Origin of the sequence: Sulfitobacter sp. EE-36 (assembly GCF_000152605.1) — a bacterium.
Lineage (GTDB): Bacteria > Pseudomonadota > Alphaproteobacteria > Rhodobacterales > Rhodobacteraceae > Sulfitobacter > Sulfitobacter pontiacus.
The window spans coordinates 2,119,436-2,145,812 of the sequence record NZ_CH959310.1 but is presented as its reverse complement, the minus strand read 5'-3'; the positions used below and the strand labels follow the sequence as shown (position 1 = coordinate 2,145,812).

Genomic DNA, 26,377 nt, shown 5'->3' with positions numbered 1-26,377 from the left:
GCAGACAGCCCCCGGCCTCACAAAAAAAGGCCGGCCCCAATGACGGGTCCGGCCTTTTCACATCTCGACGAAGGCGCGCGGCCTCAATCCCTTAGCATTACATGTTAATATCGCCCTGCGGCCCCAGCATGTGGTCCATCAGGACCGACGGCTGATCGCAACCCGCCTCCCCCACGACCCGCGCAGGGATGCCCGCGACGGTCTTGCAGGGCGGCACGGATTCCAGCACGACAGACCCCGCCGCAATGCGCGAGCAATGCCCGATAGAGATATTGCCCAACACTTTCGCCCCCGCGCCGATCAACACGCCGTTGCCAATCTTCGGGTGACGGTCCTGCTCTTCCTTGCCCGTCCCGCCCAAAGTGACCGAGTGCAGCATCGACACGTTGTCGCCCACGACCGCGGTTTCGCCAATCACGACGGAATGGGCATGGTCGATCATGATTCCCTTGCCGATCGTCGCGGCAGGGTGGATATCGACGCCAAAAATCTCGCTCACGCGCATCTGCACGAAATAGGCCAGATCCCGTTTACCTTGTTTCCACAGGTGATGGCCCACACGGTAGGCCTGCACGGCCTGATAGCCTTTGAAATACAGGATCGGTTGCAACAGCCGGTGGCAGGCGGGGTCACGCTCGTAAATCGCCACCAGATCGGCCCGTGCCGCCTTGATCAGGTCGGGATCACTGGCAAAGGCCTCCTCCACCATCTCATGGACCACCATCATCGACATTTCATTCGAGGCCAGCTTCGCCGCGATACGGTAGGATAGCGCTTTCTCGATGGATTTATGGTGCAGAATTGTGGCGTGGACAAAACCGCCAATCAGCGGCTCATCGCGGACAGCATTCTGTGCTTCCGTCTGGATCTGATCCCAAACCGGATCCACCGTGGCGATATTCGTGCGTGCATTTGCCATAAGACCATCCTTCTTTGTCCCCACGATATAGCAGGTTCCGCCCAAGTGCCAAACGCAAAGCCGAGGGGTTACACGCGCAGTTTATCACAAATTGATCTCGCCAAACAGCGCGGGCCCCACCCCGTATAGCGCAGAAACCTGCGCAACACTGATCAACGCCGCCCCCGCCGCCCCGTCACTCGCGCGCATTTGGGCCGTATAGGTCCAGCTTGCCCGGTCCACGATCTCTTCGCGCAGGACAACACCGTTTTGCAGGATACGCAGCTGATATTGCTCGCTTTCCTCGGCCAGTGGCACATCGAACTCCGTCCACCCGTCGCCATTGATCCGCGTCCGGCGTATCCAGCCAAACCGCAACGCCCCCGCCTCTTCTGTTATTCGCAGGTGGCAGGGCCGATAGGGCCGCAGCCCGTTGCCGTCAAAGCTCTCGGTTTTTTGAACGTAGCTTGGGTCGTTCAGCGGACGGCCCGCAGGCCCGATGCGATAGGTATGCGCGATCCGCAACAGGTTCGGGCTCAGCTCGATCTGGCGAGGGACAGAGTTAAGCAGCACAAACTGCGATCCCGCCGGCCAGACATCCGGCATCACCCCATCCGACCCCGCTTGCCCGCGGAGCCGGTCGCGCAGAAGATAGGTTTGCGGGGCGATCAGCTCGGCCCGCGCGAACTGGAACACCTCCCACCGGTCGGCAGAGCCGTCGCCGATAGCCGCCAGATTGGCCCCGCCCAGCAGATCGGCCTCATCAACACTCTCTAACACACCGCTGGTCAGCGTGACCTGCAGCGCCTGCCCGCGATCCACCACACCGGGGCGCGCATGGGCCATGTCGTTTTGCGTGCCCCCCATTGTCGCGCGCAGGGGCATCAGAGTGTTCAACCTGAAATTCGTTTCCCCGCCAGAGGCATAGACCGCGACGTTGCCCGGCCATTGCCGTGCGCTGGCCGCAATATGTGGCGCATGGGGCACCTCGTCACCGCGCAGCAGCGGCAGGTCCAAAAACAGCGCGTTCACCGGTACGGGCGCGACAAAGGGTTTCAACGCGACCAATTCGTCATCGAAGGGCGCGGGGTCATAGGCCTCGGGCTCAATCCGCACGGCCTCGATCAAAGACATCTCCCCCATCTCGACGCGATCCACACGGTACAGCGCCTCCCCCTCGCCATCGTCTGGCGGCAAAGCAATCACATCACCCGCGCCGACATCCATCATCGACGGCGGTAACGCCAGACGTACCCCTTCGCGTGCCACACGCGCCTCTGTCAGCCAGCGTTCAGCTGTCTGGTGCCCCTCCGCCCGGGTGAGCGCCATATTGAACTCTGACATCGCCACCGCATGGGTCGCGTCGTCAGGCAAGATCGCCTCTTCCGCGATCACCTCGTAATCCCCGTCCGCCTGCACAAACCGCAAGCGCAGACGCCCCGAAAGTTCCGCCTCTGCCTCACGGGACTGTTCCACCGGTGCCTCCAGATCACCCGAAACAGCCAACGTCTCTCTGTTCAGTGGCACGGCATCCAATCCGTCCCGCATGATGAAACGCAACACCCCGTCGCGTTCCACCGCATCAAAGCCATAGCGCAGCATCAACGGCTGCAACGCCGCACGCGCATCGGCCACCTCGTCCACCACATAGCCGCGGACATAGCCATACAGCCCAGAGGTATCGAAATCGTTAACGCCAGCACGACGGCAGATCGCCGCCACGAGCTCGGACAAGGGCAGCGCCGCACTGCGCCCGTTTAGCCAATGCCCACGGGCGTAATTTCGACCATCGCTCCACAGCGCGCGATTATTGGGAAAGAAAGGATAGGGCCGCGTGTCCCAGGCCCAAACAAAGGCGCGGGTCATATCCACCATCGGCCCGCCATAGGCCGCCGAGACCGGATTATGCGCCGGATCCCGCCAATGATCCGCCACGGCACGCAGATATTGCATTTGCATCAACTCATCCCGCGCGCCCGATGAATAGCGCGGCAAACTGCTTTCAGAGCTTTTGAGGTCAAGAAACTTGTTCGGCTGGTTGGTCCCCTTGTCCACCGCTGCACAGCCGTATTCCGTAAACCAGATGGGCTTGGACCCGGGCTGCCAGCCCGTCGGCTCTGCTGCGCGCGCACCGCCGATACGATTGTGGTGCAGGTTCTCCCACCAGCCGCGTAGATCCTTGTAGCGGTAAACCCAAGGCTCCCCATGGGTGCCATCGGTGATCGGCGTACGGCGTTGCGCCGCGCGCGCCTCGGGCGAATGGTAATACCAGTCAAACCCTTCGCCCCCCGCAACATTACCCGCCAGATAGTCCAACGCATAAATGCTGTCGCTTTGCTGCGCGTCCAGATGATCCGCACCGTCGCGCCAATCGGACAGCGGCATATAATTGTCGATGCCGATGAAATCGATCGTGTCGTCGGCCCACAGCGGATCAAGGTGAAAGAACACATCGCCGCTGCCATCTTGCGGGTGATAGCCGAAATATTCGGACCAATCCGCGGCATAGCTGATCTTGGTGCCCGCGCCCAAAAGAAGCCGCGCCTCTGCGGCCAGCGCGCGAAACGCCTGCACCGCCACAAAGCTGTTCCCCGCCCCGCGGATCTGCGTCAGCCCGCGCATCTCGGTGCCGATGCAAAAGGCCTCTACCCCGCCTGCGGCTTTGCACAGGGCGGCATAATGCAGGATGAACCGCGACATCGACCATTCCTGCGGTCCGGAATAGACCACCTGCCCACCCGCAACGGTAAAATCCGCCGCCGTGACCGTGCCAAAGAACGCCGCCACCTCGTTATGCGCGCTCAGCGTCCCGTCAGAGCTGCCCGCCTGACCCGGCGCTTTCGCCAGCGTGATCCGCCCCCGCCAAGGCAGCTTGGGCTGGGTGCCCGCATCGCTATAGGGGTCGGGCAAGGTATTCCCATCAAGCTGGTCCATCAGGATGAACGGGTAGAACATCACCGCCTTGCCCGCCGCTTGAATGGCATGGATCGCCTCGATCACCGCGGCATCTGCGGGGGTGCCACCATAGACCGGTCGGTCGTCCTCGCGGGCGATCACCTCGGCGGTGCCGCGGGTCAGACCAGCCACCTGCCACGGCATGTTTTCGCCCTCGTCCTCGGCGCTTTCCACCTTGGGGCGCAGGCGGCATTCTCCGCAACGCAGATCATCGCCAAACCACGAAACGAGCAGCGACGCGGCAGCCAGCTGCGGCAGGTCCTGCGTGGCATCCTCCAGCGCGGCGGCGAAATCACTGCGCCCGTCGGGGGTAGAGACATTGGCGCTCCACCGGCCACCCTGTCCGTCGGTATAATGCACCGGAGTCGTCGCTAACGCATATTCCCCAGTGCCAGGAATCAGCGCGACACCTTGAACCCCATGGGTCACGCTGATGTCGGCGGCAGGCGCATCCGGTTCCTCTGCACGCAGCACCTCGAAGGAAAACTGCGGCACGCGGTTGCCAAAGGGCCCCAACCCGAGGTTCTCCATCACCACATAGGCCGTGCCACGATAGGCCGGCACCGCGTCCGCCCCCTCGATCGCGGCAATCGTCGGGTCGGGCAGTTGATCGCGCGTCCCGCGATAGACCGCCATATTCAGCGCGTAGGCCGAGATTTCCTCCCCATCCGCCCAGATCCGGCCAATGCTGGTGATCTCCCCTTCGCACAGGGCGATGGCGAGGCTGACGCTATAGCTGTATTCCGTCGTCTGCGGGGTCGAGGGCGCGCCCTTGCCACCGCCGCCGCCCGTCACTGTCGTCGTCTCGGCAAAATCCGAGGCCCAGATAACCTGTCCCCCGACACGCATCCGGCCATAGACCTGCGCAATCGCCGCGCCCTCGCCCGCCTGGGTCAGACGAAAGCGGTCGACCTTGCCGGTCTCGACCGCCTGCGCCCCTTGCCCCAGCAGCCGCTGGTCGATCACACGGCCAAGGGTCGCCCCCACGGCACGCCCAATGGCGACCGAAGACAACCCCGCCAACGTGCCCCCGACAGAGCCGCCAATCGCCGCACCTGCGGTTGAAAGAAGTATCGTCGCCATCAGATCGCCTCCGCCGGGAATTCAAAACGCGCCACAATGCGCCTGCGCCACGGCAGGCTTAGGGGGCTTTCCGTCACCCCATGCCCGCTGTAGCCGTGGATAAAGCTCGCCTGCGCGCCGACCTCTGCCGCCACGCCCAGATGTTTCGCCACCGACCCGCTGCGCATGCGGAACAACAGCACGTCACCGGGGGCCTCATCGATCAGGACCTTGGGCGAGAGGTGACGCAGCGCAGCACGCCAAAGCCGCTCGTCCCCCTGTGGTTCTGACCAGTCCATTGAATAGGAAGGGATCGCCTCGGACTCCTCCCCCACCACCTCGCGCCAGATACCGCGCAAAAGGCCAAGGCAGTCACAGCCCGCCCCCTTGCGCGCCGCCTGATGCACGTAGGGCGTACCGATCCACCCCCGCGCCGCAGCCACCACGGCGGTCCCGCGCGCGCTCATCTTAACGATCCGCCGGTATTGCTGCCCGAGGATTTCGGCACCGCCATCATCCAATCCGCACTCGGCACATCAGGAAAGCCCTGAAAGTTCAGCAAGTTGTTGAACTTCAGCCGACAGGTGGTGTGGCGTTTGTCGCAGCCTGCCACCAGTCGCAGCTGTTGTCCGGCGGTGATTGTACCGCGGATCGGCTCCCACAGCTCGACCTCGCGCCACCCCTCCAGCACCCGGTCGTGTTTGATCATACCCCAAAGCCCCGCCGCAGGGCCGTCCAGCACCTCAAGCCGCCCCCGCGCGAACCATGCGTCGTCAAACCCGTTGATCCCCTCCCAACGGAACACCCGCCCGTCCTCGTGCTCCTGCACGGCGAGTGTCACAGCATAGCCCGCCGTCGCCAGATCAAACCCGCAGGCCGCATCCCCCAGAACCGCGGTGCAGGGCTTCTGAAACACCCGCCCCAAGGGCCGGTTCAACGCCTCGGTCAACCCGCGCAGTTCTGCGCGAAAGGTACCGCCCGCGCGCTGCATCTCGGCAATCGTGCCGCGAAAAATCATGCAGCGGGCGGTCACATCGGCCCAGTTCACCCGCCAGCAGCACACCTCCGCCCCGTCAAAGCGCCCCTGCTCGATCTCGTCCTCGCGGATCGCGTCATCGCTCAGCGCGCCCAGCGCCTCTGTGTTATCCACCGACAGCCCCGTGCTCTGCGCCAAGGCCCGCGCACTCAGCCCGCTATCCGCACGAAACGCCAACCCGTCGAAGTCGAGCGGCTGATCATGGTCGGTAAACGCCAGCGTCACCCCGTCCCGCCGCCGGATTGCCCAGGCCGTGCACAGCGTCGTCAGTCCCGTGCGCGCATGCGCCAACACCGCGTCCTTGCCCGCCCCGCTCATACCCGCACCTCGATCACAGGCACATCCGGCACCTGCCCCGCCTGAAAACTGGCAACGCTGACCAGAATGCGATCCGTGTCAAAGCGGACAGGCACGTCGAATTCGAACCCCGCCGACACCTGCATTTCGGGGTCCGGCGCATGGGCGAAACGGATGATGCCCGTGCTCAGATCTACCTCATAATCGCTCCCCTCTTGCAGGGCGTCCTGCTCTATCCCCACGCGCACTGTGCCGGCAACCGGCTTGGTGATCGGCCTGACGTAGCTATGCCCGCCCGAGCTATAGGTCTTGACCAGTTGATAGTCCGTCCGCACACCATCCCCGAAGCCAAGGCTCTGATCCTCGAACGTGACCCCGACCGAAGAGGCACAGGATTTGAAATCCGCCCAATCCTTCCAGCGAAACCCGTACATCTGCCCCATACGTGCCTCGAAGAACCCCGTGAGCGCTTGGACATCGTCGATAGAGCGCATCCCCAGCCCCGCATCATACACACGGCGTGAATGGGCCCAGGGGGTGTTGCGCTCCTCATACCCGTTGGCGAGCGTCACCACATCGGTACGGCGTTGCGGCCCCCCGAGGGATCCAAAGCTCAGGCTAGGTGGAAATCTGACATCGTGAAAATTCATCAGCTTGCTCCCCTAGCGGTTACGGTTGCCAGCGTTCAGCGCGCGGCTCAGCTGAGCGGCGATCTGGCTTTGACTGCGTTGGAATCCCTGCACATCAGGGGTGGTGATGTTCATGACCACGGTCGTCCCGCCGCTCGCGCCCCCTTTGACACCCAGCTTACCGTCCGGCCCCCGTGCCAAGGGCATGATCGCCTCCGGTCCGGCCTCGCCCATCAGCCCCATGCCCCCGCGCATGCCAAAGCCTGTGGCGGAGCTGACAATCCCCCCTTGGGCAAAAGGCATCACACGTCCTTGGGAAAACGGTGCCCCGTCGGCAAAGGGGAGTATTCCCTGCATCAGTGATCCCACACCTTGACTGATCAGCCCGCCGACGTGATCGGACACCGGCTTCATCGCCGCGTTGTAGGTCGTGTTCACCATCGACCGCGCCACGGTGGACAGGGCATCCGACAGTTTCATCCCGTCAAACGCGACACCATCAAAGGCCCTGCGCAATCCACGGCTCAGCCCTTTCTCCAACGTCGCGACATCCTTCCCTGTTGCGGCCAATGCGCTGCGCATACGGCGCAGTTCAGCATCGAAACCAGCCACCAGCGTGGCCGTCGCGCCAAGCGTGTCATTCAACCGCTCTGCGCCATCCTCGAGCCCCTCGAATGTATCATCCTGTGCCATCAGTCTTCCTCTCTCTGCCTATCGGGATAAGCCGCCATCAAGGCTGCCAATCCATCCCCCAACAGCGGAGCCCGCCCCGCCTCGCTCCCCAGCATCAGTTGCAGCTCTGCCGGCGTGAGCGCCCAGAATGCGTCGGGCGTCAGCGTCAACCCCCTCAGCCCCGCCCGCAGTAGCGCGGCCCAGTCCATCCCCGGCGCGCTCTCTGCCTTTGTCCTCTTGGGCGGCACGCTCATACCGGCACGACAAAGGCACGCGCCAAAAGCTCTGCGGCGGCCTGAGAGGCGGCCACCGGCCCACCCTCGATCTCGGCCTGCGCGAGCGTCTCGGCACTTACCTCGGTCCCCCCTGCACGCAGCCCCGCGGCCAGCAGCAACAGCATATCCCGACTGCTGAACCGATGCCCCTCGAACCGCTCGACCAAAGCCACCAGCGACGGCTCCTCCAGCGCGTCCTCCAGCTCGGCCAAGGCCCCGAGGGTCAGCCGTGCCACGCGTCGCTGACCATTCACCACCAGCGCCACATCCCCTCGCCACCGGTTCACCATGCTCAGACCCCGCCCCCGGGTGCGTCTGCCGTATCCGCGGTAAAGCTCAGCTGCCCCGCGGATTGCAGGCTCAGCTCATAGGTCGCCTCCCCATTCAGCGACCCGCCATATTCAATGGCCGCCACCTGGAACGGCCCCTCGATAATGCCGAAGCTGGGGATCACGATCTGAAAATCCGGCGTCAGCCCGTCAAAAAACAACTGCCGTGCGCGTTCATCCGTGCCCGCATCGCGAAACACCCCCGACCCGCTGATTGCGGCAGATCGGACGCCTGCGCCCGCCAGCAGCTCCCGCCAGCCCCCCTCACTGTCAAGCGAGGTCACCTCAACCGGTTCCGCGTTAAAGCTCACCCGCGTGGCCCGCAGCCCCGCGATCGTTTCGAACTGACCATCGCTCGTCATGTCCACCTTGACCAAAAGATCTTTGCCCGCTTGAACAGCCATATCCACTCTCCTGTTAATTTCCTGAAACCTCGGCTCAGCTGTCCTGAACCCGCGCCCTGAACCGCATCTCTATCTGGCGGCGCGCATCCGCCCCGACCTGTCGCGCGACGGCCCGCTCGAACCGCAAGCTCACCAGCCGCCCGCGGCTCAGGGCAAACTGCCCACCGACCAGCGCATCACTCACCGCAGCGGCCACCTGTTTCGCGGGGGCGAACCCCGCATGATGCGTGACGACAAGAACCGTGAACCGATGCTCCGCCCCACCGCCCGTCCCGTCAGAGGCATCGCGCACCGCTTCGGGCCCCAACTGCACATACAGCGCCGGCACCTCCCCGGCAGGAGCCGCATCAAAAACCGCATCCCCCACCAGCGCCGTGATCTCCTGATCCGTGCTCAACACGCCAAAGACCGCCTGTTGCAACGCAAACCCCATGCCATAGCTCATACCGCCACCTCCTCATGGGTCAGGCAGGCCAGATACCGTCCTTGTGCGTCCTGCTCGGCCACCGACTGGATCTGATAAACCCGTGTGCCCTCCCGAAAGCGCTGCTGCGGCAAGGGGCGCGCGGGATCGCCCACTGGCGCACCGCGTACCGTCACCACATAGACCCCGCGGCTCACCGCAATACCGCCACGCCCCAAACGCCGGCTCCGCCGCGCCGTAACATCCGCCCAGAGTTCCCCCACACGCACCCAGCTCCGGCTCTCTCCGCCCGCGCCATCAGGCTGAGGCACCTGCGCCTCCAACACCAAGCGGCGGTTCAACGACAGTCGGCTCATGCGCGTGCCCCCAAGCCGATCCGCATCGGGCGGTAGCGCTCGATCAGGCTGCTCACCCCAAAGGGCATGCAGCCGTCCCCAAGGCGGGTCTCGTGGCGGTATTCATAGTAATGCGCCGCCAGCATCAGCACGGCCTGCTGCAAATCCGCGGGCACAGCGCCCCAGCTTTCCCCAAGCCCCGCCTCGAACACGACCTGCACCGAGCCTTGCGGCGGAATGAACGGCAGCATCGCCCCCGAGGGCTTCAGCAGCGGCGCCTGCATATCGCGCACCAACCAATAGCGCTGCGGCTCGATCACCGTCTCCATCGCATCCCGCGCCACCACGGTGACGCTCACGATCTGCCGGACCGGCCCCACGGGCAAAGCCTGCGCCTGCGGGTCCGCCCACTCTTGCACGGTCATGGTAAACAACCGCGAGATCAGCGCCTTGGACGTGCGCGCCTCAATCGCGGCAATGGCGGCACGCAAAAAGCTCGCCAAAACGGGCTCTTGTACGGTTTCGGTGCCAAAACCGCTGCCCATCCGCAAATGCGCCTTGAACGGCTCTAGCGGAAGATCGGCCTCCGCCACCCCTGTCTCTTCGATCAACATCTCATCGCTCCAAATCTAGCCCGCCAAAGCCCCCCGAACGCGCACCCCGACTGCATCGCTCGGTCGGAGGCAGCAGCTAGGCAATGCACCCGGCGCATCACGGCGCGCCCGGGGAATGGGGCCAGCCACCGCCAGCCCCCCTATTCGACCCCGCGCCTTAGGCGGTGCCGAATTTCAGCAGCTTGATCGCGGCAAAGTCGCTCACGTCGCCGCCCACCCGTTTGGTGGCATAGAACAGCACATGCGGCTTGGCGCTGAAGGGATCGCGCAGGATCCGCAGGTCGGGCCGCTCTGCTACGGTGTAACCGGCGGCAAAATCCCCGAAGGCGACCGAGAATGAATCCGCCGCCACATCGGGCATGTCCTCGGCCACCAGCACCGGATAGCCCATCAGCCGCGCGGGCTGGCCCTGCGTCATCCCGTCAGACCACAAAAACCGCCCGTCCAGATCCTTGAGCTTGCGCACGATCCCAGCCGTCTTCGAGCTCATCACAAAACTCGCCTGCGCGCGGTACTGCGCCCCAAGCGCATAGACCAGATCAACCACGGCATCCGCCGTGATCTCGCCAGCGACGCCGGTGGGCACATAGCCCAGATTGCCCCACTCCCAGATCACATTGTCGACCGTGGCATGGGCCAGAAACCCCTTGGGCTTGTCGATCCCGTCCCCGTGGATAAAGGCCGCGGCCTCGGCCCGCGAGAATTTATCGGCGATCCGCCCCGCCAACCACGCTTCGATGTCAAAGGCACTGTCATCCAGCAACCGCTGCGAGGCTTTGGGCAGCGCGCTCAGCTCGTGCAGCGGGATGGTGATCCGGTCGATCTGCGGCGTATCGGTCTCTGACACGGCCCCCGTTTCTGTCGCCCAACCGGCACCCACATCCGCATGGTCCACCAGCACGTCGTAAGAGGTCGCCTCGACCTGCACCACCGACGCAATCGCCCGGATAGAGGCCGTTGCATTCAACACCGACTTCACCCGATCCGAGGTCTGCGGGTCCACCAGATAGCCACCATCCGAATTCACCGCAGCCGACAGCGCCTTGCTCTCCAGCTCAAGCCCGCGCAACCCGTCGTCGTCGCCGTTGCGGATATAGGCATGCAGCGCCTTCTGATGCGGCGCGCCCGTCTCTACAGCCCCCGCCAATGGTGTGCGCGCCGGCAAAGTCATCTTTCGATCCAACATAGTCATTCGCTCTTCCGTTTGTTGCAACTTGGTCGTCATCTCGTCCTGAAACCCTTTGAAATCCTGCACAAATCCACCGACAGCGCGGCGCATCTCCTCGACCGCGCCTCGGGGCTCGGTGCCCATGTCATCTTCGTGTCGTTCCATCCGCTTACCCTCCGTTCCGTTTCAAATTCCGCCGCGCCTCGTCAAAGACACCGGCCATGCCGCGCAAGACGTCTCCGATGGCGATAAAATCCCCCTTGGCCGCGATCCGCGCCGTGGGGAGCATGGGAAAGGTCACCAGCGACACCTCCCACAGGTCCAGGGTCTGCAGCACCCGCTGGCCCGCGTCATTCTTGGCCGCCCGCTGCGTGCGATAGCCGATGCTGAGGCCATCAATCGCCCCGGCCTCGATCAAGGCCGCCGCCTCGCGACCCCGCGCCACACTGTCCAGCAGCCGCCCCTTGACCCAAAGCCCCCGCGCATCCTCGCGCAGCTCGTCCCACACGCCGATGGGCTGTGCCGGATCATGCTGCCATAGCATCTTGATCCGCCGCCCCGCGGCCTCCGCCGCCGCCAGCGAGGTGCCATAAGCCCCCCGTGCCACCAGATCACCACCCTGATCGACCCGCCCGAACAGGCTGGCATAGCCGCTGATCTCGGTGCCGCCCTCCACCACAAGCCCCTCGTCGAAACGCGCGAACTTATGCTCCAACCCAGCGCCCATATGGAGCAAACCTCTCCCGTTCTCCGACCCGAGGCCGAAGCGCATGCCATCTTCCATGACACCCTCCCTTGCGTTCAAATTGCTACGGCGCGACCACCAGAAACGACTGTACCGCCTGCGCCAAAATCACCGCGACCACACCATAGACGGTCAACCACAACCGCCGCTCCAGCCGCTCCATCATCTCCTCCAGCCGGTCGAGCCGCTGCAAAAGATTCTCGTGGTGGATCGCGCTCACCCTCTCATGCGCCTGCAACCGCAACCCCGGCGCACATTCAAACCGGTCATATCCCATCTCCTCAACCATCCGCCGCCACCGCTGGCAGCCCCAACAAAGACCGCTTTTCCGCCTGCGTCAGGAAATCCGCCCCCGCCACCCGCGCCCATTGCGCGTCACGCTCCTGCGCCAGGGCGGGCACCTGATCCAGATCGGGCTTCAACGTCACCGCCTCATGCGTGAACCCCGCCAGCCATGCGCCAAGCGCCGCGGCAACCCGCGTGGCCAAAGGCAGGACCGTCAGCCGGTAGAACGCCCGATGCGCCTCCTGATAATTGGCATAGGTCGCATCCCCCGCGATCCCCAGCAGCATCGGCGGCACCCCAAAAGCCAGCGCCACTTCCCGCGCCGCCGCCTCCTTGGTGCGGTGAAACTCCATGTCCGAGGGCGAAAACCCCATCGGCTTCCAATCCAACCCGCCTTCCAGCAGCATCGGCCGCCCCGCATTGCGCGCACCTTGATGATGGCTCTCCATCTCGCTGACCAGACGGTCATACTGATCATCGCTCAGCTTGCCCTGCCCCTCGGCCCCCCGGTAGACAATCGCCCCCGATGGCCGCGCCGCATTGTCCAGCAAGGCCTTGCTCCAGCGCGAAGCCGCGCCATGCACATCCAAGGCCATCGCCGCCGCCTGCAACGGGCTGAACCCATAGTGGTCATCCTGCGGGTGGAAATTCTTGATGTGACAGATCTCGGCCGTATCCCCGGCCACGTCAAACCGATGCTTGCGCCCGCCGACGGCATATTCATAGGCCACCGGCCAGCCATCCGCCCCCGGCACCACCGACATGCGATCCGACCGTAAGACATGCAGCTCCACCGGCACCGGCCCGGCGCCAACCGCCTCGATATAGCCGTTGCCCGTCAACAACAGCTGCGCATAAAGCCCCTCCAGCAGCTCCGCACGCCCCTGCGCCCCATTGGGCCGTGCCATCAGATCCAGCAGCGGATGCGCCTCGAACCGTTGCGCGGCATCCTGCAACACCAGCGGCAAGGCCGCCGCGGCCTCCGCAATCAGCTTCACCGACCGAAACCCCACAGGGTTGCCGCAGAACCCGCTGCGCGTCAGGCTGACCACATCGCGCGGGCTCCAGGCCACACGCCCGCTGGTCTGAACCGCAACGACAGGCCCCGTGGCAGAGGCTTTCTTCTCCGCAACCACCTCAACCGCCCCCCGTTTGAGAAAATCAAAAACCATGCCGCTGCTCTCCCTGCTCATTGACCGCCCCATGAAGATCTCACCAATCCCTTAACGCCGCCCGACCAGAGCGCACGCCCCGCCCGCAACAGCGCTTCATTTTGCCCGTTAAACTCTCCCCGAAGGGCCGCTCTCCTCCGCAACGCGCTCACAATCCACGCACCCCGGGCATCCGCCACTGTGCCGCAGGCTCGATCATCAGCTCATGCAGCGCCCAGACCAGCGCATCGACGCGATCAGGCGACCCAGTCGCCTCATAGCCCCGCGCTGTCATCCGGCACATCTGGTCCTCCAGCGCGTCCAGCCCCGCCACATGCCCCACGCGCCCCTGTTCATAAAGTGCCGCCACAGGCTCCGCCCGCGCCACCTTGCCACGGCTGGCATGGACCGATTTGACCGGCACCAATGGGTCGACCTGACGCAAGACCTCCGCCACCATCTGCCCGCCCTGATTGACCTCGGCGACAAGGCGATCTGCGCCGTACTGCTCCATCGCGCTGATCGCCGCGCGCGCCCAGCCCGACGGGGTCGCCCCCTGCACCGTGCAATCAGCCATCACCACGGCGCGCCAATCCTGCGGCGGGCCTTGGGTTTGCGCGCCCACCACCACGATCCCGCATTCATCCGACCCCGCGCCGGCGGTGGTCGCAGGGTCCAACCCCACGACGATCCGGTCCAACAGCGGCACATCCCGCACCCGCCCGGCCTCGATCCGCTCGGATGTCCACAGCGCCCCTTCCGCATCGGCCAGCAGCACACCGTCCAGTTCCTGTCGGCCCAGCCGTGTCCCGCGATAGCGCGCCCGCACCTCTTCGAGGAAAGAGCCCGCAAGGTTCGCGGCATTCGCCTCAGTCGGGGCATGGGTGGTCACGGTCGACGGCGACGCCAGCAGGTTTTTCAATACGCCGACATTGCGCGGAGTCGTGGTCACACAGACCCGCGGATCCTCCCCCAGCCGCAAGGCGAACTGCAATTGGTCCCACGTCTCTTCCGCCTTCTTCCACTTGGCCAGCTCATCCACCCAGGCCGCGTCAAACTGCGGCCCGCGCAGCCCTTCGGGGTCGTGCGCTGTGTGCACCGTCGCCACGGCCCCATTGGGCCAGACCAACCGCTTGCGCGTCGCCTCCCAATCCGGTCGCCGGTCCGCGGGCGAGCACGCCAATATCCCGCTGTCGCCAAAGATCATCACCTCGCGCACCTGCTCGATGGTCTCTCCCACCAGCGCCACACGGCGACAGCGCCCCGCATCCAAGGGCCGCGACCCTTCGACCTGCGCGCGCACCCATTCCGCCCCCGCGCGCGTCTTGCCCGCACCGCGCCCGCCCATGATCACCCAGGACCGCCAGTCGCCCTCGGGGGGCAGCTGATGCGGCATGGCCCAGAACTCGAACAAAAAAGGGAGAGCCAAAAGCTCTCCCTCCTCCAGATCATTCAGGAACCGGTCTTGCACCGCAACATCGGCGGAGCCGATCCAGCTTGCACCCGATGTCAGCCCGCGCCCTTTCCATGTCCAGCGCGTATCCCCCTCGGGCAATGCCCGCTTGTCTGTTTCTGCACTCATTCAGATAGGTCTCCACCTTGACGCAGGTCGCCACCATGCCACTGGCCTTACCCAATGCCTTCGACGCTGCTGTTTCGTTTACTTCCTCCCCGGATCGGGCCTGTTCGCGCAGGCTCTCTATCTCGCGGCGCAAATCGCGGATCGCGACCTGCAACGCCTGAAGCTGCTCTTCGCTGGCAGCAATTTCCTGTTCCGGGGTATTCATCGTCATCTTGCTCTTACCTCTCGTATTGGGCCTCCAACCCGAGCAGACACGAAAAAACGGCCACCGGAACTTAATCCGGGGCCGTTTGCCCATGTCTTCTAGCATGGACGTATTTCTATGTCAGAGCGGACGCAAAGTCAAGGAAAACAAGGTTACCGAAACCTTCCAAGCCCTTACGATGGTTAACAAATTCCTAAATTAACCCAAATTTACGCCCGCTCAAAGGCTTAGTTTCCGCCCGTCGACGCATTGCCCGCCGCTTCCGCGCCACGCTCCGCCTCGATCTGACGCCAGCGCGCGACATTGGCGTTATGCTCTTCCAATGTCTCGGCAAAAGCGTGACCGCCGGTGCCATCGGCAACGAAGAAAACATAGTCCTCGCTGGCCGGTTGTGCCGCAGCCATCAGGCTCGCACGTCCGGGGTTCGCAATCGGCGTCGGTGGCAGCGCGTCAATGACGTAGGTGTTGAACGGAGTCTCCTTGCGCAGCTCGCTGCGGCGCAGACCACGCCCCAAGACGCCCTGCCCGTTGGTGATCCCGTAGATCACGGTCGGGTCCGTCTGCAGACGCATGCCCTGGTTCAAACGGTTGACGAAAACGCTCGCCACCTGTTCGCGCTCTTCCGGTACGCCGGTTTCCTTCTCGACGATAGAGGCAAGGATCAACAGTTCCTCAGGCGTCTCGACGGGCAGCCCCGGATCGCGAGCCTCCCAGGCTTCAGCCAAACGCTGTTCTTGTGCCGCGGCCATACGCGTCAGGATTTCGGCACGGTCGTCCCCTTCCGAGACCTCATAGCTGTCGGGGGCCAAAGATCCCTCCGCAGGCACCGCCGCGATCTCGCCTGACAGCAGGTCAATGGCTTTCAACGCCTCGGCCACCTGCCAGCTTGTCACGCCCTCTGCCATCGCGATGCGGAACCGCGTGTCGGCCTTCGCCTTGGTCTGGGTATAGACCTCTGGCACCTCATCCTCACCGGAGGTGAATTCGGCACGCTCGACGAAACGGCTTGTTGCGGGGTCCAGCTCACGCACCTGCGTGCTGATGCGGTTCACACCGATGCGGTAGACAACTTCGGTACCGCAGGTGCTTGCCCCGCCGCGTGTCACCGTGTCCACGATCTCTTTCATCGAGGCTTCGGGCTGGATCAGAAAGCTCCCCGCCTTGAGGTCGCGGGTCTTTTCCTCATACTCCGCCCCAAGACGGAAGATCGCAGCCGAGCTTACCGCCTCTTGCGTAGCAAGATCATCGCCCACGGCACGCATGTTCGACCCGCGCTCCACCTGCAGGCAGATCGCCTGCGAAAGCGGACCGGGGGCATCATACTGCCCCCGCCCCCACAGGATAATCCCGCCTAACAAAAACAAGCCTAAAATCAGAAATGTAACAGCGTTAGACGCGATATGACGCCACATTAGGATGCTTTCCCGAAGATCACGCTCGCGTTGGTGCCACCAAAGCCGAAAGAGTTGCTCAGCGCGACATCGATCTTGCGCTCGACCTTCTTGTTCGGGGCCAGATCGATCTTGGTTTCAACCGCAGGATTGTCGAGGTTGATGGTCGGTGGGGCAACCTGATCGCGGATCGCGAGGATAGAGAAGATCGCCTCGATCGCGCCAGCAGCCCCCAACAGGTGACCGGTCGCGGATTTCGTAGACGACATGGTAACCGTCTCAACCGCGTCGCCCAGCATCCGCTCGACCGCGCCCAGCTCGATCACATCAGCCATGGTCGATGTGCCATGCGCGTTGATATAATCGATGTCTTTTGGCTCCAGCCCCGCACCACGCAGGGCGTTGCGCATGGACCGTTCGGCCCCGTCGCCATCCTCGGCAGGGGCGGTGATGTGATAGGCATCGCCTGACAGACCATACCCCAGCACCTCGGCATAGATCTTGGCCCCACGCGCCTTGGCGTGTTCGTATTCTTCCAGCACGACAATGCCCGCGCCCTCGCCCATGACGAAACCGTCACGATCCGCGTCATAGGGGCGGCTTGCCTTGGTGGGGTCGTCGCCCCGTTTGGTGGACAGCGCTTTACAGGCGTTGAACCCGGCCATGCCGATCTCGCAAATCGCGGCCTCGGCCCCGCCGGCAATCATCACATCCGCGTCGCCATGCTGGATCAGACGGCTTGCGTCACCAATCGCATGGGCTCCGGTGGAACAGGCGGTCACAACCGAATGGTTCGGGCCGCGGAATCCATAGCGAATCGATACCTGACCCGAGATCAGGTTGATCAGCGCGCCGGGCACAAAGAACGGGCTCACGCGGCGCGGGCCTTTCTCGTGCATCATCACGGCCGTGTTGGCGATAGAGTTCAGGCCCCCGATGCCCGACCCGATCAAGACGCCGGTGCGTTCCAGATCTTCGCGGTCCGTGGGCATCCAGCCGGAATCCTCGACCGCTTGCTGTGCTGCGGCCATGCCGAACAGGATAAAGGTATCCACTTTGCGCTGTTCTTTCGGCTCCATATACTTGTCGCCGTTAAAGGTACCATCCGTACCGTCGCCAAGCGGCACTTCGCAGGCGTATTGAGTGACCAGCTTGCTGGGATCGAAGCCCGTGATCTTGCCCGCTCCGGACTGACCATCCAAAATTCTGGACCAGCTGGCCTCCACGCCATCGGCCAACGGAGTTACCAATCCCAAACCTGTCACTACTACTCTGCGCATATCCAAGCCCCTTGGTGTTTCTTTGCGTTGACCGGCTATACCTTGCCGAGACCGTAAATTTCAAGACGCGAAGCGCCCAAGCCACGGTCAGACCGGCGGGCCTTTGCGCGTCATCAGACGTATCTTGTCGCCGTCAAGCTCTATGTCGCGCAGCGCGGTATATCCCAAGGTCTCGGCCAGCCGCAGCGACGATGCATTCGCCACGGCGATCATGCACACCGTGCGCCCCGTCACCACGCGGTCGAACCAGTCATGCGCCGCACGCGCGGCTTCCAGCCCCAGCCCCGTGCCCTGCGCTTCGGGGGCCAGCACCCAACCGGCCTCGGGAAAGGGATCGAAATCGTCGCCAAACCCGCGGGAACCAAAGAAAAACCCGACCTGACCTTCCATCTCGCGGGTGCCGCGCGACTGGATCGCCCATTGACCAAACCCGACAATCTGCCAATGGCCCGCATTGCGCAGAAACGCATCCCAGCTTTCGGCCTTGGGTTTGGGCTTGCCGGTAATATGGGTCACCACGGCGGGCGTGGCCCAGATGTCAGCATAACGGGGGAAGTCTTCGGCCCGCATGGCGCGCAGGGTGAGACGGGCGGTATTGATGGTCGGTACTGATCGCGACATGTGGTGAATTACCTTCACGCTTGAATTTCTGTCACCGCCAGTGTCACGCCACAGCCCGCGCAACACAAGTGACGCGCGGTCCCCCCAAGCAAAAACGGCGCCCTTCCGCTAGGAAGAACGCCGTTCTCTAAATCTCGTGCGGCCGCGACGCCTATGAGGCTGCGGCTGGCGAAAACGTCTTAGGACGCTTCTTTGATGAACTTGACCGCGTCGCCGAAGGTCTGGATGTTCTCGGCTGCGTCATCGGGGATCTCGATGCCGAACTCTTCTTCGAACGCCATAACCAGCTCAACAGTGTCGAGGCTGTCTGCGCCAAGATCGTCGATGAACGATGCGTTCTCAACAACTTTGTCTTCTTCAACACCCAGGTGCTCTACAACGATCTTCTTTACGCGGTCTGCGACGTCGCTCATATTCAGTCCTCATTCATTCGGGCAATCCTGCCCTCTTCTGTTTCCGTCAGAACCTTATCTGGTCCGTATGGATCGTGCCCCGAGGGGCGGCTATGGCCCTTGTTGTCACAAGGTAAGGGGGGCAATCAAGCCTCCCTATGATGGATTCTGCGCCCCATTTAGCACAAGACGCAGATTTGGCAAACGCTTTGCAGCGCAGGGTCACAACATGGCCATGCCGCCGTTCACATGCAAGGTGGTTCCGGTAACATAGGCGGCTTCCGCGCTTGCCAGATAGACAACAGCCGACGCGATTTCGGAGGCTTCGCCCATACGGCCCGCAGGAATTTGCCCCATGATTCCCGCCTTTTGGTCGTCGGTCAGCTTGTCCGTCATTGCCGTGGTAATGAAACCGGGGGCGACCGCGTTCACGGTGATCCCGCGGCTGGCAACCTCATAGGCAAGCGATTTGGACATGCCCACCATACCGGCCTTGGACGCGGCATAATTCGCCTGACCGGGGTTACCGGTGGCCCCGACCACGCTCGAGATATTCACGATCCGGCCCCAACGCGCCTTCATCATGCCGCGCATCACGCCTTTGCACAGCTTGAAGGTCGCGGTCAGGTTGACGTTAAGGACCGAATTCCATTCATCATCCGACATGCGCATGAACAGGTTGTCGCGGGTGATGCCGGCGTTATTGACCAGAATATCAACCGATCCCATCGCTTCGGCCGCCTGTTTGGGCAGCGCGTCAACGGCGTCCATATCGCTCAGGTTACAGGGCAGCACATGGGCGCGCTCGCCCAGTTCGGCCGCCAGCGCCTCAAGAGGTTCGGTGCGGGTGCCGGACAGGCCCACGGTCGCGCCACGGGCATGCAGGCTGCGCGCGATTTCCGCGCCGATACCACCCGAAGCCCCGGTGACCAGCGCATTTTTTCCAGTAAGATCAAACATATGTAATTCCTTTCGCGGCCTGTCTCAGGCCGTTTTCACGGCAGCGGCATCGGCAGCGGTGCCGATGTTCACGCAGGTGATTTCCTTGTTGATGCGGCGGATCATGCCGGACAGCGCCTTGCCCGCCCCGATTTCCCAGACCTCGGTCACGCCCTGCACGCCCATCCATTCAACCGACGACATCCAGCGCACCTGACCGGTGACCTGCTCAATCAGCAGCTTGCGGATCTGTTCGGGATCGGTGACCGCCTCGGCCACCACATTCGCCACCACGGGCACGGCGGGGGCGTTCATCGTCACATCCGCCAGCGCACCGGCCATCTCTTCTGCGGCGGGGGCCATCAGGGCACAGTGGAACGGGGCAGACACAGGCAAAAGCAGCGCGCGCTTGGCACCAGCCGCTTTCGCCAGATCAATCGCTCGTTCCACGGCAGCCTTGCTGCCCGAAACGACATTCTGCGCCGGATCGTTCTGGTTGGCGACCTGACAGACCTCGCCCTGTGCGGCCTCTGCGGCGACGGCCTCGGCCTGCTCAAAGCTCAGCCCCAGAAGGGCCGCCATAGCGCCCTGCCCCACGGGCACAGCCGCCTGCATCGCCCGCCCACGGATGCGCAGCAACCGCGCCGTATCGGCAAGCGAGAATGTCCCCGCCGCGCATAGTGCCGCATATTCACCCAGCGAATGGCCCGCGACAAAAGCCGCTTTGTCGACGGTAACGCCTTCGGCCTTCAACGCCGCCATCGCCGCCATTGATGTCGCCATCAAGGCGGGCTGCGCGTTCTGTGTCAGCGTCAGCTCCTCCGCGTCGCCTTCCCAGATCAGCGTCGACAGCTTTTCGCCCAAGGCTTCGTCCACCTCGTCAAACACGGCCTTTGCCGCCGGATAGGCGTCGGCCAGATCGCGGCCCATACCGATGGTTTGCGCGCCTTGGCCCGGATATACGAATGCAATGGTCATAAAGTCCCCCGAATTTGCGTTTCCAGCGCTTTAGCGCGTGGGTGGCCGTCAAACAAGCCTGCACGGCGACTGTGCGCTGATCCGCATTGGTCCCCAAGCCCCGTTGCAGTATGGAGAAACCACCCCATTTCGCGACGGAGCACCCAGATGGCCTTAACCAATACCTCAATCCGCTATGGCGGGGTGACCAAGTTCTTTCACTGGCTCACCGCGCTGCTGATCCTCACCCTGATCGCCCTTGGCCTTTATGCCAGCGATCTGCCCCACGATACGCAAGCGGAGCTGACCCGCAAAGCGTGGCTGTTCTCGCTGCACAAAACACTGGGCGTGACGGTCTTCTTTGTCGCCCTTGCCCGCATCGTCTGGGCCTTTACCCAACCCAAACCGGGGCTGCTGAACGCGGATCACCGTATGGAAAGCTGGTTGGCGGAAACGGTGCATTGGGTGCTGTACGGGTCGCTGGTGATCGTCCCGCTGGCCGGCTGGATCAACCACGCCGCCGCCTCTGGCTTTGCGCCGATCTGGTGGCCGCTGGGGCAGTCGCTGCCGTTTATTCCCAAGAACACAACAGTAGAACACGCCTTTGGCGCGCTGCACGTCATCTCGGGAAAACTGCTGATCGGCGCGTTGATCCTGCATATCGCCGGCGCGGTGAAGCACCACGTTGTGGACCGCGATTCGACCCTGCGGCGGATGCTGCCGGGCGAAGCCGTCGTCGGCCCGCTGCCTGCGCAGCACCACACTGCCGCGCCGGTGATCACGGCCACTGTGGTCTGGGTCGCCGCGATTGCCGTCGGGCTGGGGCTGGGCCTTGGCTTGGGCCAGCAAAGCGATCAACCCGCCCCGACCGAAACCGCCGCGCTAGAGGATGTCGCCTCTGACTGGCAAGTGCAGGATGGGACCATCGCGCTAGAGGTCACGCAGTTCGGGTCCGTCGTGGCTGGCAGCTTTGCCGACTGGACATCCGCGATCACATTTGACGACACCGTACAATCCGGCAAAGCGGGCGACGTCACGACCACGGTCGCGATCCCGTCGCTGAGCCTCGGGTCGGTGACGGATCAGGCGATGGGGGCCGATTTCTTCAACAGCGAGGCCTTTCCCACCGCGACCTTCCAGGCCGATATCAATGCCACCGCCGACGGCTATGTCGCGGCGGGCAGCCTGACGATCAAGGATCAGACGATGCCGATCGACCTGCCTTTCACCCTGACGTTGGAGGGAGACACTGCACGGATGACAGGCTCCACCACGCTGGACCGCCGCAACTTTGGCATCGGGGAAACGGTGACGGACGAAAGCACGCTGGCCTTTAGCGTCACAGTGAATATCGACCTCACCGCCACACGCGGGCAGTAATCCCGCCAACATCGGCGCGGGCCCTATGGCCCCGCCCTCCACAAACGCAAAAACGCCGGGGTCCTGCCCCGGCGTTCTCGTTTCTCTTTATACGTTGGGAAGCTTACTCAGCCTTCATCGCTTCGATAGAGATGTTCACTTGCACTTCGTCGCTGACGAACGGCGCGAACTGACCAAGGTTAAAATCGGTGCGTGTGACCGTGGTCGTCGCGTCGAAACCGGCCCAAGGCTTCTTGGCCATCGGATGCTCGCCCATCTGGTTCAGCTTGGCATCCAGTACAACGGATTTGGTCACATCGTTCATGGTCAGGTCGCCCGTGATCAGCGCGGTCTTTTCGCCTGTGACCTCGATACCCGTCGATTCAAACGTCACCATGTCGCCATCTTCGGCCCCGAAGAATTCCTCGGTCATGAAGTGATCCGTGCGCGGCTGCCAGCCGGTGATCATATCTTTGACCGGGAAGGATACGGAGACAGAGGAGTTCGCGGGCTCTGCCTCGTCCAGCATGATTTCACCGTCAAAACCGCTGAACATCGACGTGGTGGTCGAAAACCCAAGGTGGTTATAGGTGAAAACAATCTGGCTGTGGCTTGCGTCCAGCACATATTTCTCGGCGGCGAACGCAGAGGTGGCACCCAGTGTCAGGGCGGTGGCAAGAAGGACAGACTTCATGGTCATTGGAATACTCCTGTTGGCGTTTGTCTGCACCATACATGAAGCATTTCAGCGTTTCAGCAACCCAGCAGCGTTCAACAGTTAGTGCGCATTGGCGAACAGTCGCGCGTCAGACATGCATAAACACGCACATATCGATCAAGCTGCGATCAGATCGCCTGACCCGAGTCGCGCAGGCTAAAGGTCAGGTTATCGACCACGCGGCGCTCTGCAATATGGACATCAACGATGAAATTGCCGCGCCCGTCCCAGAAGTGAAAGTTGCGGCCAATACGCTCCACCCGTCCCAGATCGCCAAAACTGCAGCGTTGCAGCACCCGTTGCGCCCCCACCGTGCGCGGACGCACCAGACGCAGCTCGCGCCGCAGCGTGTCAATCTGGATCTCGGGCAGCGCGGGCTTTTGCCCCGACAGCAAAAGGCTTGCCCCCAACATCACAGACAACGCCGACAGCCCGACCTTGAACAGCATCACATCTGACCCAAAGTTCGACCCCGGCGTCAGCCACAACCCCGACGCCGCCAGTACCAAGGCCGCCCCCAACAACCGCTGGACGCTGCGCACCACCGCCCGAGAGCCATCTACCATTCCGGCCTGTGCCGAAAACTGAAGACTATCCGCCGAGAAATTCGTAACTGCGCCCATTGTTCTGATAAACCTTGCTTAACCGTGTGATCTCCCCCTCAGTTCTCGTATGGGTTCATGACGAAAAAGAGGCGCGACCGTGATCGAAGTGGTACTTTTCAAAGGATCATCCGCCCCAAATCGATAGACGCCCGTGCCATAGCGCCAACGCACCCTTGCCCTGCCTGCAAAACCGTGTATATCGGCCCTTCGTTTTGCATCATCTTTTGAACCGCGCAGACTCTCGTGGTGGGGCCGCAAAACGCAAATGCCCTGCCTATGAAATGCGCCTTGATATAAATAGGAGTGCACATGCCGCTTTATGAGCATGTTATGATTGCGCGTCAGGACTTGTCCAACACGCAAGCAGAAGGCCTTATCGAACATTTTGGCACAGTTTTGGCTGACAACGACGGCAAGCTCGTCGACAGCGAATACTGGGGCGTCAAAACGATGGCCTACAAGATCAACAAAAACCGCAAGGGCCACTATGCCTTCCTGCGTTCGGACGCACCAGCGACCGCCGTGCAGGAAATGGAACGCCTGATGCGTTTGCATGATGACGTGATGCGCGTTCTGACCATCAAAGTTGATGAGCACAAAGAGCTGCCATCGGTTCAGATGCAGAAACGTGACGAACGCCCCGAGCGTGGCGAACGCCGCGAACGTCGTTGATCATCAGCTTGCAATAAAGGACATAAACCATGGCCGCTAAACCATTTTTCCGCCGTCGTAAGGTCTGCCCCTTCTCGGGCGACAACGCACCGGCAATCGATTACAAAGACACACGTCTTCTGCAGCGCTACATCTCTGAGCGCGGCAAAATCGTTCCTTCCCGCATCACCGCAGTCTCCGCGAAAAAGCAGCGTGAATTGGCCCGTGCCATCAAACGCGCCCGCTTCCTCGCCCTGCTGCCCTACGCCGTTAAGTAAGGAGAAAGCACATGCAAGTTATCCTTCTGGAACGTGTGGCCAAACTGGGCCAAATGGGCGAAGTCGTGGACGTAAAGCCCGGCTACGCACGCAACTTCCTGCTGCCCCAAGGCAAAGCGCTGTCGGCTTCCAAAGCCAACATCGAAGCCTTTGAAGGTCAGAAAGCCCAGCTTGAGGCACAAAACCTCGAGACCAAAAAAGAAGCCGAAGCACTGGCCGACAAGCTTAACGGTCAGCAGTTCATCGTCATCCGCTCCGCCTCCGATTCGGGTGCGCTTTACGGTTCGGTTACGACCCGTGACGCGGCAGACGTTGCCACAGCCGAAGGCTTTACCATCGACCGCAAACAGGTCGTTCTGGGCAGCCCGATCAAAGACCTGGGCCTGCATGACGTCACCGTCATCCTGCACCCCGAAGTCGAAGCCACAATTCAGCTGAACGTCGCGCGTTCCGCTGAAGAGGCCGAGCTTCAGGCCGCAGGCAAGTCGATCCAGGAACTGGCCGCAGAAGAAGAAGCTGCAGCCGAATTCGAGATCTCTGAACTGTTCGACGATATCGGCTCCGCCGCATCCGACGACGACGATCTGGCAGAAGCTGTCGAGAAAACAGACGAAGACGAAGCGCAAGCCTAAGCCTTCCGATCTGATTCCAAATGAAACGCCGCCGCTGACCTCTCAGCGGCGGCGTTTTTCATTGCGCGATCGGCAATATGCCGCCCTGTGCTAAGCGACCCTCTGCCCATCCGGCGCTGCCCTTGTTGCGCGGTGCCCCCGGCGTTGTAAGCATTTGGCTCCCGTCAACGATGCGAGTCACCCGCATGATCGCCCTCACACGTCGTTCCCTTTGCCAGATGTTGCTTTGCACACCTGCCCTCTCTGCCTGCGCCAGTACCGCACCAGAGCCCGCCCCCGCGCCCCGCAAGCTGCCGCTCTATCCCAACGAGACGCCCGAGCTGCGCGGGCTGATCAACAAATGGGCCGACCACTACGAAGTCCCCCGCCCGTTGGTCCACCGTCTTGCCATCCGTGAAAGCACCCACCGTCCAGAGGCTCGCAATGGGCCCTACTTCGGCCTGCTGCAAATCCTGCCCGCCACCGCACGCGGCATGGGGTTTCGCGGCGATGCCGGCGATCTTCTCGATCCTGATGTAAACTTGAAATACGGCGTCAAATACCTGCGCGGCGCTTGGCTGCTGTCTGATGGCGATCACGCCACAGCAATCAAATGGTACGCCCGCGGCTATTACTACGAGGCCAAACGGCGCGGTATGCTGGTCGAAACCGGTCTGCGCAAAGGCTGAGCTCCCTAAGGCGCGCCGCGCTGCCCCATGGGCGCAGGCGTGCCTCCCTCAGATCCAGTCGAGGTTCACCTGTCGCGCAGGGTATTTCGCAGCAAAGGTTTCACGCAGCGCGCGGAACCTCGGCCTGAGATCCGCGAACTTGCGCTCATGGGTTTCCACGACCAAGCACCTGATCCCCTTGATCAAATCCGCTGCATCCATCGCCTCAAGCAGATCAAGCTCCGCGCCTTCGATGTCCATCTTCACAAAAGCGATCTCGCCGCGTTTATCGATTTCAGCCCTGATGATTTCCAGAAAATTGAGCAATGCGACATCGACATAATTGTCTGCGTCAATCGTACGCCCGCCGTCGACGATTGTGCTTTTGACCGATGCCCCCTTCATATTGTCGTCAAAATTCGCGGCCCGCATCAGCCGCACAGTGCCCGAGCTGGCCCCAACCGCCGCGTTGACAAGACGCACGTTCGCGCGGTCTTTCACAGCCGTCGTGAGCTGTTCAAACGCGTAAGGGTCGGGTTCATAGCTGATCACCTCGGCACCTGTGTCGGCCAACAAACGGGTCACGACACCCACATTGGCCCCGCAATCCATTGCCAGATCGCCAGGCTTCAGCATCGCCGTTACCCCCTTGAGAAAGCCCATCGCCTCGGCCTGACGCAGGTTCCGCTTCGCACGCCGGCGGGCTTTGCGCTCCTCATCGGTCAGGGGTGTTTTTGCTCGCGCGGCGCGGCGCGCCCTGTTGCTGGCTTGATCTGACATGTGTCTACCACCCTCCCCTTGACCGGAACTGCCGCATTTTGCTGCACTAAAACGGATAACT

32 protein-coding genes are annotated in these 26,377 nt (G+C 62.7%); 5 read left to right on the top strand and 27 right to left on the bottom strand.

All coding sequences use genetic code 11. The annotated features are described in order from the left end of the window. Window positions 1-97 precede the first annotated feature (97 nt). The 24 genes from cysE to fabD all read right to left on the bottom strand — a co-directional run bounded on the left by cysE (window position 98) and on the right by fabD (window position 20,667). Window positions 98-919: a serine O-acetyltransferase gene (gene cysE, locus EE36_RS12955; protein WP_005852922.1), complete on the bottom strand. Its 822-nt coding sequence runs from the start codon at window positions 917-919 to the stop codon at window positions 98-100. Between the two features lie 84 nt (window positions 920-1,003). Next, entirely contained in the window at window positions 1,004-4,936 is a 3,933-nt protein-coding gene (locus EE36_RS12950; protein WP_005852920.1) for a glycoside hydrolase/phage tail family protein, read from the bottom strand. Beyond that, window positions 4,936-5,382, bottom strand: coding sequence for a peptidase (locus EE36_RS12945; RefSeq protein ID WP_005852918.1), 447 nt, complete (start codon window positions 5,380-5,382; stop codon window positions 4,936-4,938). Before EE36_RS12945 ends, EE36_RS12950 begins: the two co-directional genes overlap by 1 nt. Continuing rightward, window positions 5,379-6,269: a DUF2163 domain-containing protein gene (locus tag EE36_RS12940; protein ID WP_005852916.1), complete on the bottom strand. Its 891-nt coding sequence runs from the start codon at window positions 6,267-6,269 to the stop codon at window positions 5,379-5,381. Before EE36_RS12940 ends, EE36_RS12945 begins: the two co-directional genes overlap by 4 nt. Next, window positions 6,266-6,898: a DUF2460 domain-containing protein gene (locus EE36_RS12935; RefSeq protein WP_005852914.1), complete on the bottom strand. Its 633-nt coding sequence runs from the start codon at window positions 6,896-6,898 to the stop codon at window positions 6,266-6,268. Before EE36_RS12935 ends, EE36_RS12940 begins: the two co-directional genes overlap by 4 nt. Before the next feature lie 12 nt (window positions 6,899-6,910). Next, complete coding sequence (locus tag EE36_RS12930; protein WP_005852912.1) at window positions 6,911-7,570, bottom strand: phage tail tape measure protein; 660 nt, start codon at window positions 7,568-7,570, stop codon at window positions 6,911-6,913. After that, window positions 7,570-7,758: a rcc01693 family protein gene (locus EE36_RS12925; protein WP_005852909.1), complete on the bottom strand. Its 189-nt coding sequence runs from the start codon at window positions 7,756-7,758 to the stop codon at window positions 7,570-7,572. Before EE36_RS12925 ends, EE36_RS12930 begins: the two co-directional genes overlap by 1 nt. Window positions 7,759-7,799: 41 nt before the next feature. Next, the gene (locus tag EE36_RS12920; RefSeq protein ID WP_005852908.1) at window positions 7,800-8,114 is read right to left on the bottom strand and encodes a gene transfer agent family protein; all 315 of its coding nucleotides are present in this window, start codon (window positions 8,112-8,114) and stop codon (window positions 7,800-7,802) included. A gap of 2 nt (window positions 8,115-8,116) precedes the next feature. Next, window positions 8,117-8,557 carry a phage major tail protein, TP901-1 family gene (locus tag EE36_RS12915; protein WP_005852906.1) on the bottom strand — a complete coding sequence of 147 codons (441 nt, stop codon included), beginning with the start codon at window positions 8,555-8,557 and terminating at the stop codon, window positions 8,117-8,119. Between the two features lie 34 nt (window positions 8,558-8,591). Next, window positions 8,592-9,002: a DUF3168 domain-containing protein gene (locus EE36_RS12910; protein ID WP_005852904.1), complete on the bottom strand. Its 411-nt coding sequence runs from the start codon at window positions 9,000-9,002 to the stop codon at window positions 8,592-8,594. Beyond that, the gene (locus tag EE36_RS12905; RefSeq protein WP_005852902.1) at window positions 8,999-9,337 is read right to left on the bottom strand and encodes a head-tail adaptor protein; all 339 of its coding nucleotides are present in this window, start codon (window positions 9,335-9,337) and stop codon (window positions 8,999-9,001) included. The genes EE36_RS12910 and EE36_RS12905 overlap by 4 nt, the downstream gene beginning before the upstream one ends. Further along, complete coding sequence (locus EE36_RS12900; protein ID WP_005852900.1) at window positions 9,334-9,930, bottom strand: head-tail connector protein; 597 nt, start codon at window positions 9,928-9,930, stop codon at window positions 9,334-9,336. The genes EE36_RS12905 and EE36_RS12900 overlap by 4 nt, the downstream gene beginning before the upstream one ends. Window positions 9,931-10,087: 157 nt before the next feature. Next, a complete protein-coding gene (locus EE36_RS12895) occupies window positions 10,088-11,263 on the bottom strand; it encodes a phage major capsid protein (protein ID WP_005852898.1) in 1,176 nt (391 codons plus the stop codon). Between the two features lie 4 nt (window positions 11,264-11,267). Next, window positions 11,268-11,882, bottom strand: a complete 615-nt coding sequence (locus EE36_RS12890; protein WP_005852896.1) for an HK97 family phage prohead protease — start codon at window positions 11,880-11,882, stop codon at window positions 11,268-11,270. Window positions 11,883-11,907: 25 nt separating this feature from the next. Further along, window positions 11,908-12,132: a hypothetical protein gene (locus tag EE36_RS12885; RefSeq protein WP_005852894.1), complete on the bottom strand. Its 225-nt coding sequence runs from the start codon at window positions 12,130-12,132 to the stop codon at window positions 11,908-11,910. Then, window positions 12,125-13,300 carry a phage portal protein gene (locus tag EE36_RS12880; protein ID WP_005852892.1) on the bottom strand — a complete coding sequence of 392 codons (1,176 nt, stop codon included), beginning with the start codon at window positions 13,298-13,300 and terminating at the stop codon, window positions 12,125-12,127. Before EE36_RS12880 ends, EE36_RS12885 begins: the two co-directional genes overlap by 8 nt. A gap of 148 nt (window positions 13,301-13,448) precedes the next feature. Then, entirely contained in the window at window positions 13,449-14,675 is a 1,227-nt protein-coding gene (locus tag EE36_RS12875; protein WP_005852891.1) for a DNA-packaging protein, read from the bottom strand. A 52-nt stretch (window positions 14,676-14,727) separates the two neighbouring features. Then, window positions 14,728-15,072 carry a hypothetical protein gene (locus EE36_RS17365; protein WP_240790778.1) on the bottom strand — a complete coding sequence of 115 codons (345 nt, stop codon included), beginning with the start codon at window positions 15,070-15,072 and terminating at the stop codon, window positions 14,728-14,730. A gap of 221 nt (window positions 15,073-15,293) precedes the next feature. Beyond that, window positions 15,294-16,478: an endolytic transglycosylase MltG gene (mltG, locus tag EE36_RS12870; protein ID WP_005852887.1), complete on the bottom strand. Its 1,185-nt coding sequence runs from the start codon at window positions 16,476-16,478 to the stop codon at window positions 15,294-15,296. Then, window positions 16,478-17,737, bottom strand: coding sequence for a beta-ketoacyl-ACP synthase II (fabF, locus tag EE36_RS12865; protein ID WP_074635104.1), 1,260 nt, complete (start codon window positions 17,735-17,737; stop codon window positions 16,478-16,480). Before fabF ends, mltG begins: the two co-directional genes overlap by 1 nt. 87 nt (window positions 17,738-17,824) lie before the next feature. Further along, window positions 17,825-18,358 carry a GNAT family N-acetyltransferase gene (locus EE36_RS12860; RefSeq protein WP_005852883.1) on the bottom strand — a complete coding sequence of 178 codons (534 nt, stop codon included), beginning with the start codon at window positions 18,356-18,358 and terminating at the stop codon, window positions 17,825-17,827. Window positions 18,359-18,537: 179 nt separating this feature from the next. Next, window positions 18,538-18,771: an acyl carrier protein gene (locus EE36_RS12855; protein WP_005852881.1), complete on the bottom strand. Its 234-nt coding sequence runs from the start codon at window positions 18,769-18,771 to the stop codon at window positions 18,538-18,540. 201 nt (window positions 18,772-18,972) lie between these two features. Then, window positions 18,973-19,710, bottom strand: coding sequence for a 3-oxoacyl-[acyl-carrier-protein] reductase (gene fabG / locus EE36_RS12850; RefSeq protein ID WP_005852879.1), 738 nt, complete (start codon window positions 19,708-19,710; stop codon window positions 18,973-18,975). A gap of 24 nt (window positions 19,711-19,734) precedes the next feature. Then, complete coding sequence (gene fabD / locus EE36_RS12845; protein ID WP_005852877.1) at window positions 19,735-20,667, bottom strand: ACP S-malonyltransferase; 933 nt, start codon at window positions 20,665-20,667, stop codon at window positions 19,735-19,737. Window positions 20,668-20,814: 147 nt separating this feature from the next. Here fabD and EE36_RS12840 point away from each other — a divergent pair, with 147 nt between their 5' ends. After that, window positions 20,815-22,026, top strand: coding sequence for a cytochrome b/b6 domain-containing protein (locus EE36_RS12840; protein WP_005852875.1), 1,212 nt, complete (start codon window positions 20,815-20,817; stop codon window positions 22,024-22,026). Between the two features lie 103 nt (window positions 22,027-22,129). Here EE36_RS12840 and EE36_RS12835 read toward each other — a convergent pair whose 3' ends face one another. Together EE36_RS12835 and EE36_RS12830 are read right to left on the bottom strand one after the other, a co-directional pair. After that, window positions 22,130-22,699, bottom strand: a complete 570-nt coding sequence (locus EE36_RS12835) for a YceI family protein (protein WP_198005504.1) — start codon at window positions 22,697-22,699, stop codon at window positions 22,130-22,132. A gap of 152 nt (window positions 22,700-22,851) precedes the next feature. After that, a complete protein-coding gene (locus EE36_RS12830; protein WP_254655583.1) occupies window positions 22,852-23,346 on the bottom strand; it encodes a hypothetical protein in 495 nt (164 codons plus the stop codon). A gap of 291 nt (window positions 23,347-23,637) precedes the next feature. Here EE36_RS12830 and rpsF point away from each other — a divergent pair, with 291 nt between their 5' ends. The 4 genes from rpsF (at window position 23,638) to EE36_RS12805 (ending at window position 25,557) form a co-directional block, all read left to right on the top strand. Beyond that, entirely contained in the window at window positions 23,638-24,000 is a 363-nt protein-coding gene (rpsF, locus tag EE36_RS12820; protein WP_005852867.1) for a 30S ribosomal protein S6, read from the top strand. Window positions 24,001-24,029: 29 nt separating this feature from the next. Further along, on the top strand, window positions 24,030-24,257 hold the full coding sequence (gene rpsR, locus EE36_RS12815; RefSeq protein ID WP_005852865.1) for a 30S ribosomal protein S18: 228 nt from the start codon (window positions 24,030-24,032) through the stop codon (window positions 24,255-24,257). 11 nt (window positions 24,258-24,268) lie between these two features. Continuing rightward, window positions 24,269-24,889 carry a 50S ribosomal protein L9 gene (rplI, locus tag EE36_RS12810; RefSeq protein WP_005852859.1) on the top strand — a complete coding sequence of 207 codons (621 nt, stop codon included), beginning with the start codon at window positions 24,269-24,271 and terminating at the stop codon, window positions 24,887-24,889. A 185-nt stretch (window positions 24,890-25,074) separates the two neighbouring features. Beyond that, a complete protein-coding gene (locus EE36_RS12805; RefSeq protein WP_240790779.1) occupies window positions 25,075-25,557 on the top strand; it encodes a transglycosylase SLT domain-containing protein in 483 nt (160 codons plus the stop codon). A gap of 48 nt (window positions 25,558-25,605) precedes the next feature. Here the strand turns inward: EE36_RS12805 and EE36_RS12800 are convergent, their stop codons facing one another. Continuing rightward, complete coding sequence (locus EE36_RS12800) at window positions 25,606-26,316, bottom strand: FkbM family methyltransferase (RefSeq protein WP_005852855.1); 711 nt, start codon at window positions 26,314-26,316, stop codon at window positions 25,606-25,608. Between the last annotated feature and the right edge of the window lie 61 nt (window positions 26,317-26,377).

Bases quoted from the DNA above. Each gene is read 5' to 3' on its own strand.
- cysE (WP_005852922.1), bottom strand. From the start codon at position 919: ATGGCAAATGCACGCACGAATATCGCCACGGTGGATCCGGTTTGGGAT.
- EE36_RS12950 (WP_005852920.1), bottom strand. From the start codon at position 4,936: ATGGCGACGATACTTCTTTCAACCGCAGGTGCGGCGATTGGCGGCTCT.
- EE36_RS12945 (WP_005852918.1), bottom strand. From the start codon at position 5,382: ATGAGCGCGCGCGGGACCGCCGTGGTGGCTGCGGCGCGGGGGTGGATC.
- EE36_RS12940 (WP_005852916.1), bottom strand. From the start codon at position 6,269: ATGAGCGGGGCGGGCAAGGACGCGGTGTTGGCGCATGCGCGCACGGGA.
- EE36_RS12935 (WP_005852914.1), bottom strand. From the start codon at position 6,898: ATGAATTTTCACGATGTCAGATTTCCACCTAGCCTGAGCTTTGGATCC.
- EE36_RS12930 (WP_005852912.1), bottom strand. From the start codon at position 7,570: ATGGCACAGGATGATACATTCGAGGGGCTCGAGGATGGCGCAGAGCGG.
- EE36_RS12925 (WP_005852909.1), bottom strand. From the start codon at position 7,758: ATGGACTGGGCCGCGCTACTGCGGGCGGGGCTGAGGGGGTTGACGCTG.
- EE36_RS12920 (WP_005852908.1), bottom strand. From the start codon at position 8,114: ATGGTGAACCGGTGGCGAGGGGATGTGGCGCTGGTGGTGAATGGTCAG.
- EE36_RS12915 (WP_005852906.1), bottom strand. From the start codon at position 8,557: ATGGCTGTTCAAGCGGGCAAAGATCTTTTGGTCAAGGTGGACATGACG.
- EE36_RS12910 (WP_005852904.1), bottom strand. From the start codon at position 9,002: ATGAGCTATGGCATGGGGTTTGCGTTGCAACAGGCGGTCTTTGGCGTG.
- EE36_RS12905 (WP_005852902.1), bottom strand. From the start codon at position 9,337: ATGAGCCGACTGTCGTTGAACCGCCGCTTGGTGTTGGAGGCGCAGGTG.
- EE36_RS12900 (WP_005852900.1), bottom strand. From the start codon at position 9,930: ATGTTGATCGAAGAGACAGGGGTGGCGGAGGCCGATCTTCCGCTAGAG.
- EE36_RS12895 (WP_005852898.1), bottom strand. From the start codon at position 11,263: ATGGAACGACACGAAGATGACATGGGCACCGAGCCCCGAGGCGCGGTC.
- EE36_RS12890 (WP_005852896.1), bottom strand. From the start codon at position 11,882: ATGGAAGATGGCATGCGCTTCGGCCTCGGGTCGGAGAACGGGAGAGGT.
- EE36_RS12885 (WP_005852894.1), bottom strand. From the start codon at position 12,132: ATGGTTGAGGAGATGGGATATGACCGGTTTGAATGTGCGCCGGGGTTG.
- EE36_RS12880 (WP_005852892.1), bottom strand. From the start codon at position 13,300: ATGGTTTTTGATTTTCTCAAACGGGGGGCGGTTGAGGTGGTTGCGGAG.
- EE36_RS12875 (WP_005852891.1), bottom strand. From the start codon at position 14,675: ATGCCGCATCAGCTGCCCCCCGAGGGCGACTGGCGGTCCTGGGTGATC.
- EE36_RS17365 (WP_240790778.1), bottom strand. From the start codon at position 15,072: ATGACGATGAATACCCCGGAACAGGAAATTGCTGCCAGCGAAGAGCAG.
- mltG (WP_005852887.1), bottom strand. From the start codon at position 16,478: ATGTGGCGTCATATCGCGTCTAACGCTGTTACATTTCTGATTTTAGGC.
- fabF (WP_074635104.1), bottom strand. From the start codon at position 17,737: ATGCGCAGAGTAGTAGTGACAGGTTTGGGATTGGTAACTCCGTTGGCC.
- EE36_RS12860 (WP_005852883.1), bottom strand. From the start codon at position 18,358: ATGTCGCGATCAGTACCGACCATCAATACCGCCCGTCTCACCCTGCGC.
- EE36_RS12855 (WP_005852881.1), bottom strand. From the start codon at position 18,771: ATGAGCGACGTCGCAGACCGCGTAAAGAAGATCGTTGTAGAGCACCTG.
- fabG (WP_005852879.1), bottom strand. From the start codon at position 19,710: ATGTTTGATCTTACTGGAAAAAATGCGCTGGTCACCGGGGCTTCGGGT.
- fabD (WP_005852877.1), bottom strand. From the start codon at position 20,667: ATGACCATTGCATTCGTATATCCGGGCCAAGGCGCGCAAACCATCGGT.
- EE36_RS12840 (WP_005852875.1), top strand. From the start codon at position 20,815: ATGGCCTTAACCAATACCTCAATCCGCTATGGCGGGGTGACCAAGTTC.
- EE36_RS12835 (WP_198005504.1), bottom strand. From the start codon at position 22,699: ATGAAGTCTGTCCTTCTTGCCACCGCCCTGACACTGGGTGCCACCTCT.
- EE36_RS12830 (WP_254655583.1), bottom strand. From the start codon at position 23,346: ATGGGCGCAGTTACGAATTTCTCGGCGGATAGTCTTCAGTTTTCGGCA.
- rpsF (WP_005852867.1), top strand. From the start codon at position 23,638: ATGCCGCTTTATGAGCATGTTATGATTGCGCGTCAGGACTTGTCCAAC.
- rpsR (WP_005852865.1), top strand. From the start codon at position 24,030: ATGGCCGCTAAACCATTTTTCCGCCGTCGTAAGGTCTGCCCCTTCTCG.
- rplI (WP_005852859.1), top strand. From the start codon at position 24,269: ATGCAAGTTATCCTTCTGGAACGTGTGGCCAAACTGGGCCAAATGGGC.
- EE36_RS12805 (WP_240790779.1), top strand. From the start codon at position 25,075: ATGATCGCCCTCACACGTCGTTCCCTTTGCCAGATGTTGCTTTGCACA.
- EE36_RS12800 (WP_005852855.1), bottom strand. From the start codon at position 26,316: ATGTCAGATCAAGCCAGCAACAGGGCGCGCCGCGCCGCGCGAGCAAAA.